Origin of the sequence: Flavobacterium sp. FlaQc-30, from assembly GCF_044005885.1 — a bacterium.
Taxonomy (GTDB): domain Bacteria; phylum Bacteroidota; class Bacteroidia; order Flavobacteriales; family Flavobacteriaceae; genus Flavobacterium.
Map to the genome: position 1 here is coordinate 143,234 of NZ_JBIPCO010000002.1, position 14,186 is coordinate 157,419.

Genomic DNA, 14,186 nt, shown 5'->3' on the forward strand with positions numbered 1-14,186 from the left:
CTTAGCATCTCAGAACCTTAGCGCCTTTTTCTAGAAACTATATGCAGCCCCAAAAATTACTCTTCCTACTTCGTCAGGAGATTTAAAATAAGAGATTCTAGCCGTTAAAACATTTATTGCATTCAGCCAAAGACCTCCGCCGTAATCCTGATGCCATTTTCTTGAATTTTCTCCATCAAGCCAGATTCTTCCATAATCAAAACCACCTAAAATTCCGTAAGTCAAAGGAGCAACCGTACGTTCGATTTTACCAAGACTTAATCGAAGATCAGAGCTTTGAGAGAAATACGAATTACCTAAAAAGCGATCGTTTCTATACCCTCTTAAATCAGTGTCGCCTCCTAAAGCAGCACCTTGATAAAACTCATAATTGTTATTAAGGATTGCTTTTCCTTTTAAGTATGTGGCTAAAACCAGTTTTCCGTTATGATCGATTTTATGAGTAAAACCTAAAATACTTTCCATTGTTGGGAAATTTTGTTTCGTGTCACTCAAATTTGTCGTCCAAGTAGCGGCAATCATAAATGCCATTCCTAAAGTGGGTTTTGCAGCGAAATCAGAATTTTTAAATTGATATTTTACTTTCAAACCTCCAAATGTTTGGCTGTCAAATACCATTGGGTTTACGATGTTTGGAATATCAATATATCTGTTTTCGGTTTCTTCAACTGTCATTTTTTGAAAAATAGGCTGAACACTGAATTCACTTCCGTATCGTCCAACGTGTCTAATAGCGCCTGATACATTAAATTTTCGAATACGAACCCTGTTATAATCCATTCCAAATTCCTCGTCATTGTTCTGACTTTCGTTACCATATCCAAAATAGTTCATGGCAAAATTTGGAGTAGTATACTGCGATTCAACATCAATAACCCATTTACCCAGTAATCCAGGAAAATGTGCCGCATAATTAAATTCTAAACCACCAGTAGCAAAATAGTAAAAACCATTTAATACATGTTTTTGTGTATAAGGATTCTGTTTAAAATTGTTAACGGTGTAATTTACATTAAAACCTAATTTTACACCATCATCAGGATTATATCCAATATTTGGCAGACCAGAAACTACATTGTATTTTGGTTTTTCGTAATTGTATAAGTTAACATCGTAATTGTCAGTTAACTGAGTTTGGGTTTTTGAGTCCAAGTTATACGTGTTTTCTTTTGATTTAAAATCGTAAACAATAACTTTTCGACCATTTTCAATATTATAAACATCATTATTTTGACCACCAATTAAACGAATTTTAACGTTCGATTTATGATCGCCTTTTACTTCAAAAACATCATTGTCATCTAAACCATAAATCCATAAATTTTTGGTTTTAGCATCACTTATCATTTTTGTGTATTGTAATTCGTCGCCATCTTTCTTCATTCTGATAACCTGAAGTTCAATTTTGTTTTTAGCAATATGGTTCAAAACAAATTTGTCTTTTTTATCAGTTCCCGCAATCATAATTGTTTTACTTAAAACATCAGAATAGCGTATTGCATATTTTTGAAGCTCTTTTTTTCTGCTTTTTAGCTTTTGCTTAATTTCGTCAATCGTTTCGTCCTGAACTTCTTTTGGCAGACTTTTAAAAGCATTATCAATATCGCTGTCAGATAAATTTTCTTGAATAAATTTTGCCTGTGCAATCCAGTTTTTTTCTTCGGCAGTTTTTAAAAATGCCAAATCTAAAGGATAAGGTTCTCGATTAAGCCATTTTACATTATCGATTGAACTTTTAAAAGTACGCATATGACGCAATGCGGGAATATTCATTAAAAGTGAAAGTAAAGTTCCGTCATATTTTACAAACGCCTGATCACGATCTCTCGGAATTGGTTTGTAAATTATTTTTCCGTTTTTTTTATGTTCGCCCCAACGCCATTGGTCGCTGTGTCTGTCCCAGTCGCCAATCAGCATATCAAACAAACGCGCTTTTATATACTCTTTTTCATCTACCGAATATTTTTCATCTTTATGAAGATTAGCCATCATATCGCCCGTGCTTATTATGTCTGTAGGATTTCCAAAGTTTTTAGCATCGATATGATTGTCGGCAGGTCTTTCTTCTACCATGTATAATCCGTCACCAAAACTTGCATTAAATTCTTTTAAACCATTTTGTCTGGGAATATAGTATAAAACAGGATTGGTGTGCGATAATCCTATTTTATCTGATAGATGACCAACTGCAAAACTTGTATACGGGTGAGATGTAGTGTAAAAATCTAATAAGAAATTCTCTGCATAAGTATCAGCAAAATCGTTTACAACATATTGATCTTTAAAAGCAACTGACTGTAAAAATGCTGTAGCACTTTTTTTCATGGCGCGCATTACATATTCACGGCCTTTTGGATCTGACATTCTAAGTGAAACAGATTGGTGCCCGCCGCCTTCTCGAATAGGTTTTAATCCTCCCATTAAAGTATCAACTGTAGCCGTTTTTACTTCGATTGGCATGCTGTAATATTTTCTGTAATGCTGTCCGAACAAGAATTTATGAAAGATACTTTTTTCAGTCATTTTCGGCGGATAGATCGAAGTTGTTATTTTTGGAGGGAAGTTATTCGGAATATCTGCCGCCCAGTTAATTTCTTTAGCTTTGATTATTTCGCGTTCAAAAAGCAGTTTTTCTTTATTGTTTTCATTTCCATAAAAAGAAACTTTAGCATCACCACTTTTAAACAAAGTTAAAGTCGCATAACCATTTCCGCCATACGAGAAATCGTAAGGATTTACAGCTCTGGCGGCTTCAGATTTTGATCCAGCTCCGCTAATAATCTGCTGAATATTTTCTTTGCTGATGTATTGCAGATTGTGATCGTGTCCAGAAACAACAATTACATTTTTCTGTTTCTGCAGCAGCGTTTTAATTCTTTTGGCGTAAATAGTATATTGCTTATTTTGAATATCCTGCGGACTTACACCAGATGTTTTTCGAAGTAAATTAATAAAAGATCCAATAATTGGAAGCGGAATTTTATTCTCAAGAGGGAATAATTGCTTTTCCATAGAGAATTGTCCGCCATGGGTTCCATTGCTCAACAAAGGATGGTGAATTGCCAAGACAACTGTTTTTTCTTGATTTTTATTTAAAATACTTTCCAGCTCATCAAAAAAATCTTCTCTTGTTTTTATAGAACAATTGTCATTGATAGTCGGGTGATCGTCCCAGTTTTCTAGAAACCATTCGCTGTCAATTGTTACTAAAGTTGTTGTACTGTCAATTTTTACGCCTTCAATAGGGCATGATTTTCTTGGTAAAAAAGCTTTTTTATCATTTAAATAATTAGTCACAAAATCAGCTTGTCGTTCTAAACCTTTTATGCCGCTGTACCAATCGTGATTGCCGGGAATAAAAATAGTTTTTCCCTTAAATCCTTTAGTCAATTTTAATTGATTGGTAAGTTTAGTTTCTGCAAGTGCTTTATCATTAGGGTTTTTATCGCTCGGAAAACCTTTTGGATAAATATTGTCTCCTAAAAAAAGCAAAGTTGACTTTTTACTGGCTTTTTTTAATCTTTGATGTAAAAGCTCCAAAGTTTGCTGTGCCTGTTCTTCGTCAGCATTTCCAGCATCTCCAACAAGATAGAATGTTTGGGCAATTTTTATAGTATCAGTTGCGTTTTCTGTTTCATTAGCGCTTACATTTTTTCCGTATTGAGGTTTATGCGTAGCACAAGAGCTAATTAATATAAGAGTTGCAATTGCTAATAAATAGTTTTTAATCTTAGCAATGAAATGATTTTCCAAAAACAATTTCATAATTTAGTGGTATAAAAATATTCTTTATGAATCTAATAGATCAATCCGAAGATTTCGTCAGTAATTTACTCAAAGATAAACTTTCTAATTTATATTCTTACCATAATTTTAACCATACATTAACGGTAGTTACTGCGGTTAAAGAACTATGTAAGAAAGAGGAAGTAAGTGATGGCGATAAAGAGGCTCTTATAATTGCGGCTTGGTTTCACGATACAGGTTACATTAATGGTTATGATAATCATGAGAAGGAAAGCGTTAAAATTGCAACTGCTTTTTTGAAAGAAAAAGGACAGTCAGAAGAGTTTATTGCCACTGTTGCCGGTTTGATTTTGGCAACACAGAAAGAATATGTTCCTAAAACGCATTTAGAAAAAATTATTAAAGATGCAGATTATGCTCATCTTATGGGAACGGAATACGTGACCACGTGCGAGCTGCTGCGTTTAGAATTAAAAAATACTGGAAAAATATCGTTCTCAAATGCGGAATGGGCAAAAGAGAATTTGAACTTTTTATTGAATAAACACCGCTTTTACACAGATTATGCCTTGCGAAAATGGCAGCCGCTTAAAGAGAAAAATTTAGTTCTTGTTCGAAAAAAAATAGATAAACAAGAATTAAAAGCTGCCGAAACAATAGAGGAGGAGAATAAAAAGAAAGAAAAACTCGAAAAACCAGACCGTGGTATTGACACTTTATTTCGTGTTACTCTTGGAAATCACACACGTTTAAGCGGTATTGCCGATAGTAAAGCGAATATTCTGTTATCTGTTAACGCTATTATTATTTCGATTGCACTTTCGTCTATTATTCCAAAACTGGACAGCCCCAAAAATGCACATTTAGTATTGCCAACATTCATTATGTTGATGTCTAGTGTAGTTACCATTATTTTTGCAATACTTTCTACGCGGCCAAAAGTAACTTCTGGTTTTTTTACTCGTGCCGATGTTGAAGAGAAAAAAGTGAATTTAATGTTCTTTGGGAATTTCTATAAAATGCCTCTTGAAGATTATGACTGGGCAATGAATGAAATGATGAAAGATCGTGATTATTTGTATTCAACAATGATCAAAGATCTATATTACCTAGGATTGGTTTTACAGCGAAAGTACAATTTACTACGTATTGCCTACAATTTTTTCATGGTAGGTATAATTATTACGGTAATTGCGTTTGTAATCGCTTTTAAGTCTATTTAATTTAGTACGTATTTAGACGCTGATTTTACGGATTCGCTATCGCGAAAACGCTGATAAAATCGGATTTTGGAATAAATTAAAAAACTTTTCAATCTGTGTTCATCTGTGTTTTCGCGATAGCGAATCCGCTCGATCTGCGTTCAATATATAATAAAAGAAAAAGCTCAACTAATTAGTTGAGCTCGTCTAATAAATCTTGATAGGTTATTTTTTTTACCTCTGAATTCGAAGTATTGTTAATCACTTTTACTCGAATCGCTCTTAAGCCTGAAACTCCTTGAAGATCTTCGACCTCAAATTGTTCTATTGCAGGTTCAAGAACTTTAGTATGCTGCAAGTATTTTATATATTTTAAATACTCCGCTTCTTCTCCGTTTTGCGAATACACAATCGTTATTTTTTCCTTTTCGGTAATACGTTCGTTAGTTCCTTTAATATTTGCTTTGTCGATTCGTTTTTTAACAACTTCATATCTGGCATTATAAGTTCCATCAACATCAAAACGTTTTTCATCCATTCTAAAACGTATCGAAAGCGGAGAACTAAATACCAAAATCAACGAAGTAACATCTAATTCGTATGGCAATGATTCTTTTAACTGATGATGTGCCAATTCCATTTCGCATAACGTTTGCAGCTGCCACAAACGTAAATTATGCAGATACATTATATCAAACGGTTTTGTTGGTGCAATTGAAGCTCCAATATATAAATTATGTTCAACACCGTCCGTTTTAAAACGCTCGTAATAATGTGGATAAATTTGCTGTGCCTCGATTTGCTTTTTATCTAGAACAGAAGCTAATCTTTTGTTGATAATCGACATCGCATTGTCAAACTTCTTTCTTTCCTGATAAAACATTCCTGTTTTTTCGTCTAGAGTTTCAAAGTACAATTCTTCTAATTTTACATTTTTAGCATTGTCTTTTGTATTTTTCAATATCGGATGAATTTCTTCTTCGATATAGCGTTGAATATGCTGTTCAGTATCTGCTTTCAAAGGAAATTCTAACTCGTCTCGAAGCGATTCTAACTCAAATTTTCTCTGCTCTAAAAGAACCAAATTAGAGTTGGGTTTTTGATTATTAAAAATTTCTAATAGCGCTGTAAGCTGATTTTGAAGATCTATTTTTACAGTTTCATTTCGATGTTCAGATGAACTTTTAATATCAATTTGTCCGTATAAAGGGAATACATTTTTAAACACAATTTCTTTAAAAATATAGTCTTTTGTATGATTTATATTTTGAAAGTAATTTTGAGATTCTTTTTTGAATTTCCAATAAACACTTGGGTGAATTGTTGTATACTCACGTTGAATAATGGCTTCAACCTGATGCTGCATATCGGTATTATAACGATCGATAGTATCTGTTAAATACGGTAAAACTAATTCTAGTTTTGTAGCATTTACGCTGTTTAGTTCTCGTGCATTTTCAGAAACTAGTTCGACTACACCCAATAAATGACCATCTTTTATAACCGGAGCAAAAACACAGCTTTGAATTCCTTGTTTTAAAAGATGTTCACCTAGTTTTTTGTTTGAAGAATCTTCGATGAATTTTTTAACATTAGAAATAACAAGCGGTTCTTTTTTGTCTAATAAATTTTCAAAAGAACATCCAAAAAAAGCGTTTTTGCAATCTACTTCCTGATCTGATTTTAATAAAAAACTGGTAAGCTGATTGTCAAACTTTATGGGTCTGATGAATTTTTCTTCTTCAGGATTATAGATTATAAATCCCACTTTTAGATTCGAAATTTTAAAGATCGATTTAAAAATGTTTTCAATTATTTCTGTCGAAGCAACTCTTGTTGTTTCGGGTTTTAATAAATTACTTTTTAAGTTCGAAATAGCACTTTCTGTCGTTGCATCAAACAAAGAAACAATACCAAAGCCTTTTAGAATCCAGCTTCCTTTAGGAAATTTAGATTTCCATAAATCGATATCATTATAATTATCAATAAGAAGGTCAATATCATCCTGTGTTAGATGTATTGCTTTTTCTGTTGGAGTAATTTCCATAAAATCGGCATTATACAAAATTCTATAATGCTTTTCGATGCCGTTTTCGTCTGGAATATCATAGAAAAAAGGTCTGTTGAAATCGAGATTTTGTTTGTAATAATCGCCTAAAATCAAACAGCAATTGTTGATGTAAAATTGATGTTCATCAAAATCACGAATTTCCATATAAAATTCGTCGCCGGCGTTACGCAAAATTTTCTTGAAACGTTCGGTATAATTGAATGAAACGTTTTGAAAAGGAATCGTAATTGCCTTTATCTCGTTATGTGTAAGTGCAGTTGGAAATAAATCGGCAACTAGATTTTTAATTAAACCTTCGTTGTTTTTAATAATAGAGTAGTCGTGAATTCCGGTTCTAAATTCCGGATATGCTTCAACCTCTTTTAAAATGGCTTTGGCATAATTAGATCGATAATCAACATCAGATAAAGCAATTTCTTCAAAAGATTCAATCAGCTTATGAAATGAGATTATCGTTTCGAAAGGACTTTCGTTGTGTAAAAGACGATCCATCTGTTTTGGTTTTAATATGCAAAATTAAGCATAAATTAAGAATCTTTTGCATTTTGCGATTTCTTTCGCTTATAGTGCTATCAAGTTTAATTGATGTTTTGAAATAAAAATGTTTTATAGAGGGAAACGTTCAATAAAAAACGGCAGTTACAAGTTGCAACTGCCGTTTTTCGTTTTAAGTAAGTAATAGAAAATGAATAACTCTTAGCTTTTTTCTTCTTTATTGAAGTATACTAAGTAGTAATACATTTGTTTTTCTTCATCCCAGCCTTTTTCAACAAATTTCTCTGCACTTTCAGGATTGATAAAATCCATTTTAATCTGAATATGTGTATCTAGATTAATAACGTTTTTAATCGATTTTCTAGCGTCAGAAACGGCTGCATTTGCAATTGGGAATGAGGTTACATCTTCGATGCTGTATTTTTCTCCTTTATCCACTTTGTAGTTTTTGAATTCAGGAATTAAGTCTGGATTGTCAAGTACTTCATTCAAGAAATTTTGCTCTTCAAACTGATCGTTTTTAGCGAAATAATTCACTGAACGGTTCATAAACATAACCTCTTCTTTTTTGTCTTCTGCAGGTAAAACAACATCTTTTGCGAAGTTTTGGCAGAATTTCAAGTACTTTTTAGTGATGAAGTTTTCATCTTCAAAAGCATCAACAGATAAAAAGTGCTCTAACCAATAACGTGCATCATAACGGTTGCTGTCTACAGTTAGAATTTTATATCCTTCTTCTTTTTTATAATTAAAAATCAAACATCCTTTGTCTAGTTTACTCAAGTTGATACCTTGTTGTAAAATCATTTCAAGATTGCTGTCTTTTTCTTCAAATTGTAAAAAGTCAGCCTGTAACTCACTTTTAAAAATTCCGATAGCATCAACTACATTATTGTCGATACTTAAGTTGGTTAAGTACGTAACATAAACCTCTCCGTTTTTAATATGCGGATGGTTAGACTGCTCAAATAAATGCGTCGTAATTTTTTTTGAAATCTCCTGAACATTAGCTGGATTTGTAAAAATTTCAGTTGCATATTTAAACATATCATTGTAATCCAAATCCACTTCATGCGCAAACTGATAATAGTTTTCTTCCTTTTCTCTAAAAGGTTTAAAGAAATACTCTTTTATCAAAGGCACAATTTCGTCATTTAAATTAAATGGCTGTTCTGATAAAAAAATAGCTTCGTTACGGCTTTTGTTCCCTACGCGGTGTATCGAAAGCGTCTCGATGTGGGTGTTGAATAAGTTGATCATATTTTTTTAAGGTGCTGAGGTTCTGAGATGCTAAGGTACTAAGGTTTAGTTCTGTCTTTTATTTTTTTTATAAAAGAAACTAACATTCTTTCTACTTCGCGACTGTCCTCATATAAGTTGTTAAAATCGTTTTCTTTTAAGTAATAAATGTTTTTTGCAATTTCTAATTGAGTCTGCATTTCGAATAAAGAGCCAATAGAAATGTTTAAAAAGCGTAAAAGATCTTTATCACTTTCTCTGCCAAATCCTTCTGCAATATTACTTGGAATAGAAACCGAACTGCGTCTAATTTGTGAAGTTAATCCGAAGATTTCTTCTTTTGGAAAATTGTTTGTTGATGAATAAATTTTGGTTGTCAAGGCTATTGATTTCTGCCAGATAAGTAGGTTTCTAAAATTACCCATGTTTAATTTATTTTTAATTTAAGAAATTAAAAATAAGAAAAAACTTTCAAAATAAAAAACTCAGAACCTTAGCATCTCAGAACCTCAGAACCTAAAAAAAAACTAATTCCAATTCTCCTCAAATCCAAAATCTTCAAAGCTGTCATCGCCTTCAAACATATCTAGATCGTCTTCGTCTAGATCATCTTCAAATTCGCCGTAGATATCGTCGTGCATATCAGCTTCAAAATTTTTCTCGCCAGAATCATCAGGCATTTCTCCATGAGAGAATAAAGTTTCTGGGTAAACAGCTCCAACAGATTGATCTTCAATAGCAGCCAATTCAACTAAGAAAGTCCACATATGAATGAAATCGTAAACATAAATGATTTTGGTATTTTCTTTATCTAAGATAGAAGATAATGGATAATCGCCCATAGTTCTTTGCTCACCAGGAACGTCGCCAGTATCAAAAAGCGGAATTTCATCTTCTTGATTCCAAGTTTCATCGCAGGTGTAGAACGAAGCTACTTCCATTCCGTCAAAACCAAAAGCGTTGAAGATTGCATTGTGTAAATCTTCAAGAGTATCTTCTTCAAGAATAGCAATGTCTCTAAAAATATCTTCTTCGGCGTCTAGAATTACTCTAAATTTATAAACCATAATCTTTGTTTTTATTGAGAGGTCAAAGGTAAAATATAAAAAACAAAATACGAATTGTGAATTACGATTTGTTGAAAAGATTTTAAACTATTGTTTTCCTGTGATTTAGTCTGTTTTGTGAATTTGCCGAATTTTCAGAATCATTTATTTTTCAATGATTCCTAAAATTATAGCTGTAAGTTCATGAAAACAGTACAGGAACAGTTGAAGCAATTACTGCTTACCAGTTAATCTCTTTTTGATTTTATGATAATGTTTGTGGTATGTGCTGTGGCTTGGATAACTTCTGCTTGATGTCATATTATTAAAAAGCAGAGCAGTCAAAAGTAAAATAAGAGTTCCCACAAGAACCGGCGAAATCACATAAAAATATCCCAAAGCTTTAATTTTATCTGAACCAATAATAGCAATCAATGCTGTTGCGCCTCCTGGTGGATGCAGGGTTTTAGTAATCTGCATAAAAATTATCGCAAGTGAAACTGCCAAAGGTGCTGCAATCCAGATAATATCCGGTGCTAGTTTATGAACTGTAACGCCTATGAAAGCCGAGATTACGTGCCCGCCAACTAAGTTTCTAGGCTGTGAAAATGGACTTTGAATAATTCCGTAAACCAAAACGCTTGAGGCTCCAAAAGAACCAATTAAATAAACAGCATCATTTCCTGTAAAATGTATAGATTGTACATAAGCTAAAATACCAATACCAACAAATGATCCGAGAAACGACCAAAAATGTTCTTTATAGTCAATTAAAGTTTCTTTATAAAGAATATAACGAGTTTTGCGATAGCTTCTTTTAATTCTAGGAGTGGGCATAATTATTTAATATTTGTGTATTTTAGAGCGAAAGGGTTAAAGATTAATATTTAAATCTGTGAGATTTGTGAGTTGGTTTCGGAACTGTTATTTTGTTAAACTTGGAGCATATGTATAAACGGTATGCGGATAAATCATTTTTGCGGTGTATTTAGAAATTAAACATACTACAAGAATTGGTAAAAACAACGTGTAATCGTTTGTTAAACCGCATACTAAAAATATTGCAGTAAATGGGGCATGAATGCTTGCGCTTAATACCGCAGCCATACCAATAATCATAAAGTTTACTGGAATTACATGCAGATTGAAAAAGGTATTTAAAACTGATGCAAGCAATAATCCTAAAAAGGCACCAATAAAAAGACTTGGCGCAAAAACACCGCCATCACCGCCAGAAGCTAATGTAATTGAGGTAACGATAGGTTTTAGAATTAAAACACCAATAAAGGTAAAAGCTAATGTCAGGGTTAAAGGGATTTCTGCCGAATTTCCAAAAATACCTTTTATTGCATGATAGCCTTCCCCGTACAATTGAGGGAAAGCAAATAATGAGATGCTTAAAACCACAGAACCGATAAGGATTTTATAATAATGCGTATCTATTTTTCCAAATTGAGATTTAAAAAACAATACACATCGTGTTAAATACACAGAATTCATTCCAGCTAAAATTCCTAAAAGAATAAAATACGGAATTGCTTTTAGATGCCAAGTTGTAATAGAAACGGCAAATAAAGGTTCTTCTTTTAAAATCGAAAGCAAACCGAATGCAATAGAAACGGCAATTACATTTGAAATAATAAATGCACGAGTTACTTTTCTTGAAATAACTTCAAAAGCGAACAGAATTCCTGCTATTGGACTACTGAAAAGAGCAGTAACACCAGCAGCAACACCCGCACAAATTAATTCGGTTTTGTATTGACGGAAGACATTTTCTTTTTCATGAGCAACAGATCCAATAGTTGCAGTAGCTACAACTGTAGAAACCTCTATTCCTGTTGATCCGCCAAAAATAACTGTGATTAAACCATTTATAAAATGCGATGGGATTTTATAAGAAGGAAGATTTTTTTTTGTTTTTGTACTTTCAAAAACCTCTTTGATTCCTTTGTTTTCTTTTTTCTTAAAGAGATATTGTCTCAGGAAATAAATTACAGACAATCCGAAAACTGGAAAAATAATATAGAATATTGGATGAACCGATACTTCATGAAAGAAGATTTCCTCGTAATATTCAGTGATTTTTTTAAGTGAAATTCCCAAAAAGGCTGATAAAAAGCCAATTAAAACAGATACAATAACTAATTTTCGGAATTTGATAAATTGATGATTTTTTTTGATTTTCGCCGTTTTGTTCATCAGAAGTAAGTCGCAGCTTTTTTATGCGGATTACAAAATTAAGCATCAAAATCGGTTTTTAATAGAAAATCTTCAATATAGTGTGTTAAAATGTATATAAACAAGAAAATTCTTTCAGTGTGTTTTTCTTTGTATATCGGTTATTTAGGGGCAAAGGTACAAAGTAGCAAAGGTTCAAAGATTCTTATTTCAAGCCGTTCTATAAAATAAAAAAAATGAGAAAAATCTTTGTTCCTTTGAGCCTCTGTACCTTTGAACCTTAGTTTCTATCTTTCATAAAACTCAATTGGCAATAAATCAGGATCAGCAATAAATGTAAAACGTTTTTCAGTTGTTTCATCTATTCTGATAGGTTCCGCTTCTATATTTTTTGAAGTTAAAAAAGCAATAGTTTCTTCTAAATTAATTACTTCAAATGCCAAGTGTCGTAAACCAACTGCTTCAGGTCTCGATGGACGCTGCGGCGGATTTGGAAAAGAGAATAGTTCTACTACATAACTGCCATTTAATGCCAAATCAAGTTTGTACGATTGGCGTTCCTCACGATAGATTTCTCTAATAATGGTAAGTCCTAAAACTTCTGTATAAAAAGTTTTAGATTTTTGATAATCCGAGCATAAAATGGCAATATGATGGATTTTGTTTAAGGTAAGCATTAGTTTTTTTGTTGAGGTTCTTGATTTAATTTTCGAATTACTTTAGCAGGATTTCCAACGGCAAGTGAATTATCAGGAATATCTTTTGCTACAACAGATCCCGCTCCAATAACACAGCCTTTGCCAATTGTTACGCCAGGACAAATAACGGAGTTTCCGCCAATCCAGCAATCGTCGCCAATTGTAATTGGTTCTGCGTTTTCTAAAGATTTTCTCAATTCAGCATCAAGCGGATGCGTTGCGGTGTAGATTTGAACATTTGGGGCAAAAAAAACATTTGATCCAATATTTACTGGACAACTATCAAGAACAACACAGTTAACATTAAAATAAACATTATCGCCACAAGTTATATTGTATCCATAATCGCAATGAAAAGGAGGTTCGATATAAAAATTGCTGCCAGAATTAGGGATTAATTCTTTTAAAATTTCTTTTGCTTTTTTGGTCAAGCGGTATTCTTTTACATTTAATGTATGTAATAATATTTTTGCTTTTCGGCGGTCTTTTACTAAAACAGGATCTCCTGGTAAGTAATATTCTCCCGCAATCATTTTTTCTTTTTCTGTTTTCATATAAAGAGATTACATTTTATTCTTGGCAATTTTCTCATGTATTTTTACTGTTTCCTGCAAAGCTGCGCTCGAATACCACGGTGTTAATTCGGCTTCAAGCAAATTAGCTTTTATGGCTGGGTCTGTTGCAACTAGTGCTTTTGCTTCGTCAACAGTTTCTACATTAAAAATATATATACCGCGATAATTTCGATCATTTTTCATAAAAGGTCCGGCAACAACTAGTTTTCCTTCTTTGGCTAGTTTGTTGATATTTGCCATATGACCTTCAAAAAGTTTTTTAGTTTCTTCTTTTGAAGCTGTTTTGTTTGTTCCAGATTTCAATAAACAGAAAACATATTTTTTCATTCCATATTCATCTGCATTCAACGATTTAGCTAAATTTTCATCAAATTTAACTTCCGTTTCCTGAGCGAATTCAATTGCATTTATTAACAAGAAAGCGAATAAAAAGAAAGAGTTTTTCATAACACTATTTTTAAAGAAGTTTTTTCAAAATAACAATCTGCCCTAAATGATAAACATCGTGCTGAATTATGCCGTGTATATGTTCGTAGAACGTGTGATTGTTCGCCGCATATATTTTTGCCAGATCAGCATCGTCAAAATCCTCAAAAAATGAATTCCATGATTCTTGTGATTTAGCCAAATTTTGAAGTGATTGTTCCCAAGCGGCTTCAGACGGATCTAAAACGGGAACAAAATAATTATGATCTGGCGTTACGACCGTTTCTCCCTGAACACGTTCTAAAATGTTTCTTCTCCATTGTATCAGGTGATTTACAATTTCCCAAATCGTGTTTAAATTAGGATTTGCTTTTTTATAAGCCTGTTCAGCACTTACATTTTCTAAAGTATGTGCTAAAGTAACCTCCAGCCATGGATTTCCATTATAAATGGATTGATATAGATTTGAAATTCTCTTGCTTTCTGACATAATTGATAGTTTTGCA

General features: G+C 32.7%; 12 protein-coding genes. 1 reads left to right on the forward strand and 11 read right to left on the reverse strand.

All coding sequences use genetic code 11. The features are described from left to right. Window positions 1-30: 30 nt before the first annotated feature. Window positions 31-3,765, reverse strand: coding sequence for a metallophosphoesterase (locus ACHRV0_RS05980; protein ID WP_395440207.1), 3,735 nt, complete (start codon window positions 3,763-3,765; stop codon window positions 31-33). A gap of 26 nt (window positions 3,766-3,791) precedes the next feature. Here ACHRV0_RS05980 and ACHRV0_RS05985 point away from each other — a divergent pair, with 26 nt between their 5' ends. After that, window positions 3,792-4,970 (forward strand): Pycsar system effector family protein, encoded by a 1,179-nt coding sequence (locus ACHRV0_RS05985; protein WP_395440208.1) that lies wholly within the window; start codon window positions 3,792-3,794, stop codon window positions 4,968-4,970. Window positions 4,971-5,142: 172 nt separating this feature from the next. Here ACHRV0_RS05985 and ACHRV0_RS05990 read toward each other — a convergent pair whose 3' ends face one another. From ACHRV0_RS05990 to ACHRV0_RS06035, 10 genes are all read right to left on the reverse strand, one after another. Then, the gene (locus ACHRV0_RS05990; RefSeq protein ID WP_129024256.1) at window positions 5,143-7,512 is read right to left on the reverse strand and encodes a GAF domain-containing protein; all 2,370 of its coding nucleotides are present in this window, start codon (window positions 7,510-7,512) and stop codon (window positions 5,143-5,145) included. A 204-nt stretch (window positions 7,513-7,716) separates the two neighbouring features. Continuing rightward, complete coding sequence (locus ACHRV0_RS05995) at window positions 7,717-8,775, reverse strand: nucleoid-associated protein (protein WP_089056207.1); 1,059 nt, start codon at window positions 8,773-8,775, stop codon at window positions 7,717-7,719. Window positions 8,776-8,813: 38 nt separating this feature from the next. Further along, window positions 8,814-9,179: a four helix bundle protein gene (locus ACHRV0_RS06000; protein ID WP_395440209.1), complete on the reverse strand. Its 366-nt coding sequence runs from the start codon at window positions 9,177-9,179 to the stop codon at window positions 8,814-8,816. 102 nt (window positions 9,180-9,281) lie between these two features. Continuing rightward, on the reverse strand, window positions 9,282-9,821 hold the full coding sequence (locus tag ACHRV0_RS06005; RefSeq protein ID WP_089052972.1) for a hypothetical protein: 540 nt from the start codon (window positions 9,819-9,821) through the stop codon (window positions 9,282-9,284). Between the two features lie 213 nt (window positions 9,822-10,034). Then, window positions 10,035-10,637 (reverse strand): HPP family protein, encoded by a 603-nt coding sequence (locus ACHRV0_RS06010; RefSeq protein WP_129024257.1) that lies wholly within the window; start codon window positions 10,635-10,637, stop codon window positions 10,035-10,037. Window positions 10,638-10,724: 87 nt separating this feature from the next. Further along, window positions 10,725-12,002, reverse strand: a complete 1,278-nt coding sequence (locus ACHRV0_RS06015) for a chloride channel protein (RefSeq protein ID WP_129024258.1) — start codon at window positions 12,000-12,002, stop codon at window positions 10,725-10,727. A gap of 266 nt (window positions 12,003-12,268) precedes the next feature. After that, window positions 12,269-12,658, reverse strand: a complete 390-nt coding sequence (locus ACHRV0_RS06020; RefSeq protein ID WP_129024259.1) for a VOC family protein — start codon at window positions 12,656-12,658, stop codon at window positions 12,269-12,271. Next, on the reverse strand, window positions 12,658-13,233 hold the full coding sequence (locus tag ACHRV0_RS06025) for a sugar O-acetyltransferase (RefSeq protein WP_089052976.1): 576 nt from the start codon (window positions 13,231-13,233) through the stop codon (window positions 12,658-12,660). The genes ACHRV0_RS06020 and ACHRV0_RS06025 overlap by 1 nt, the downstream gene beginning before the upstream one ends. A 9-nt stretch (window positions 13,234-13,242) precedes the next feature. Next, a complete protein-coding gene (locus ACHRV0_RS06030) occupies window positions 13,243-13,701 on the reverse strand; it encodes a YciI family protein (protein WP_395440210.1) in 459 nt (152 codons plus the stop codon). 10 nt (window positions 13,702-13,711) lie between these two features. Continuing rightward, window positions 13,712-14,170 (reverse strand): DinB family protein, encoded by a 459-nt coding sequence (locus ACHRV0_RS06035; RefSeq protein ID WP_129024261.1) that lies wholly within the window; start codon window positions 14,168-14,170, stop codon window positions 13,712-13,714. Between the last annotated feature and the right edge of the window lie 16 nt (window positions 14,171-14,186).